The following is a 2,205-nucleotide window of genomic DNA, read 5'->3' as shown; positions in this document are numbered from 1 at the left end:
CGGCCTCGACTGGCCCGGCCTCCTGCTGCTCGCCACGGCGGCGGGCGGGGGCCTGCTGGGGGTGTCGGCGGCCTCGGGCCTGCCGGTGCCGGGCTGGGCGGTCGTGGCGCTCTTCGCGGTGGCGGCTGTGGCCGGCTGGGGTTTCGTGGTGCGGCAGGGCCGGGCGCGGCACCCGCTGCTCGACCTCGCGCTGGTCCGCAACCGTACGGTCTCCCTCGGGCTGGTCGGCGCGCTCAGCGGTTACCTGGTGCTCTTCGGCCCCCTCGTACTGGTGCCCGTCGTGCTCACCGCGTCCGGCTCGTCCGCGCTGGTCACCGGGCTCGTACTCACCGCGCTCCCGGCCGGGTTCGCGGCCGCCGCGACCGGCGGCGACCGTATCCTGCCGCGCGGGCTGTCGGACCGGGGCCGGTGCGTGCTGGGCGCGGGCGTGCTCACCGCCGCGACGGCCGCGCTCCTCGTGGTGCCGCTGACCGCGGGCCTGCTGGCCGTGGTGCTCGCCGTCGTCGGCCTGGGCCTGGGCACCTTCACCCCGGCGAACAACGCGATGATCATGGCGGTGATACCGCGCCGATCCTCCGGTACCGGCGGCGGCCTGGTGAACATGGCGCGCGGGCTCGGCACGGCGCTCGGCGTCGCTCTGGTGACGCTCGCACTGCACCTCGGCGAGCGGTACGGCCCGGCCCGGGGTGCCGTCGGCAGCACGGGCGCGGCGCGCTGGGCGGTCGCGGTGCTGGTGGCGGCTTCGGTGGTGGCGGTGGCGGCCGCGTGGGCCGGGCCGCGGACGGCGGCGCATCGGCCGGGCGGGGACGGGGACGGGGACGCGGGTGGTGATGCGGGCGCGGGGCCGGCGCCCGGGAGCGACGTACGGGCGGGCTGAGGCGCGGTAGGCGCGGCGCGGTGCAGGTGGCGGCTTCGGTGCGACAAGGTGCCGCCGGTCGGCGGCGCGTGTCGGCGCCGTATGCCGTACCGCTGTGGAGGTCCGGCGACCGTATGTCGTTTTCGGCAGGGAGATCCGGAGCGCGGAACCGGGCCGTAGGCTTGGGCCATGTCGTCGCAGCCGTCCCCCGAACTCGCCGCGTCCGGTGACGCCTCGGACGCCCGCCGGCTCACCGATGCCGTCACGCGGCTGCGCCGCGCGCTGCGGGCGTCGATCCGGACCGACTACCCGTGGGAGACCCTGCCGATGGCGCAGGTCGAACTCCTCCAGGTGCTCGCCGAGCGGTCGCCGGCCCGGGTCAGCGAACTGGCCAGCCGGCAGCGGCTGGCGAACAGCACGGTGAGCGGCCTGGTCAGCCAGATGATCACGTCGGGCCTGGTCACCCGGGATGTCGATCCGGGCGAGCGGCGGGCCGCCGTCGTCGCGCTCACCGATGTCGGGCGCGAGCAGCTCGCCGCGTGGACCCGGGCCCACGAACGGCGGCTCGACGCCGCGCTCGCCGCCCTGGACGACGCCGACCGTGACGCCGTCCGCTCGGCCCTCCCCGCGCTGTTCCGCCTGGTCGGCCACCTCAACGACGACCAGCCCTGACGCCGGCGGCGCGTCCTCGTCAACTCCGCACCACGATCTGCCACACAATGGCCAGCCGCGGCGCCTCCAGCACCACCCAGTGGAAGGCCATCCCGGGCAGCAACTCCGCGCGCCTGCCGACCCCGTCGGCCGTGCCCGCGCCCTGGGCGGACGCGTCCGCCAGCCGGTCCAGGGCCTCGTGGATCTCGCGCTGCCGCTCGGCGTCGTAGGTGCTCAGCTCCATTGCGACCTCGGCCGTGGTCGTCACCCTCAAGCCACTCAAGCCACTCACGCGTCCACCTCTTCTTCCTCTTCTTTCCGCGCTCCGTGTTCCCTGTTCCGCTGCGGGACCGCCTGCCCCTGATCGCGCGATGCAGCCGTGCGTCCCGCCGGCGTCCAGCTTGCCGTTCCGGCAAGGAAGCTTGGGCTTACGGCACGAGCGCACGCATGCTCGGCGATGCACCGGAAAGCGATGCACCGGAAGCCGACGACAGCGAGAGGAGCCGTCCGGATGGGCGAGGTGGCAACTGCGGAGGAGTTCTGGGACGAGCGGTACGGCGGCACCGAGCGGATCTGGAGCGGGCGGCCCAACGCCGCGCTGGTCCGCGAGGTCACCGGCCTGAAGGCGGGCACGGCGCTCGACCTGGGGTGCGGGGAGGGCGGGGACGCGATCTGGCTGGCCGAGCAGGGCTGGCAGG

The 2,205-nt window shown here is 75.4% G+C and carries 4 protein-coding genes; 3 read left to right on the top strand and 1 reads right to left on the bottom strand.

The window, feature by feature from the left end; genetic code table 11:
• The coding region (locus AC13HU_RS36025; RefSeq protein WP_483046209.1) for an MFS transporter at window positions 1–877 on the top strand (877 nt) is incomplete at its 5' end.
• 168 nt (window positions 878–1,045) lie between these two features.
• Window positions 1,046–1,528 (top strand): MarR family winged helix-turn-helix transcriptional regulator, encoded by a 483-nt coding sequence (locus AC13HU_RS36020; protein WP_483046208.1) that lies wholly within the window; start codon window positions 1,046–1,048, stop codon window positions 1,526–1,528.
• A gap of 19 nt (window positions 1,529–1,547) precedes the next feature.
• Here the strand turns inward: AC13HU_RS36020 and AC13HU_RS36015 are convergent, their stop codons facing one another.
• On the bottom strand, window positions 1,548–1,799 hold the full coding sequence (locus AC13HU_RS36015) for a hypothetical protein (protein WP_483046207.1): 252 nt from the start codon (window positions 1,797–1,799) through the stop codon (window positions 1,548–1,550).
• Between the two features lie 219 nt (window positions 1,800–2,018).
• Here AC13HU_RS36015 and AC13HU_RS36010 point away from each other — a divergent pair.
• The coding region (locus tag AC13HU_RS36010; RefSeq protein ID WP_483046206.1) for a class I SAM-dependent methyltransferase at window positions 2,019–2,205 on the top strand (187 nt) is incomplete at its 3' end.

It is taken from the genome of Streptomyces sp. NH27 (assembly GCF_056859195.1).
Note: the sequence above shows the minus strand (reverse complement) of the source record. Positions and strands in the feature narration are given on the sequence as shown.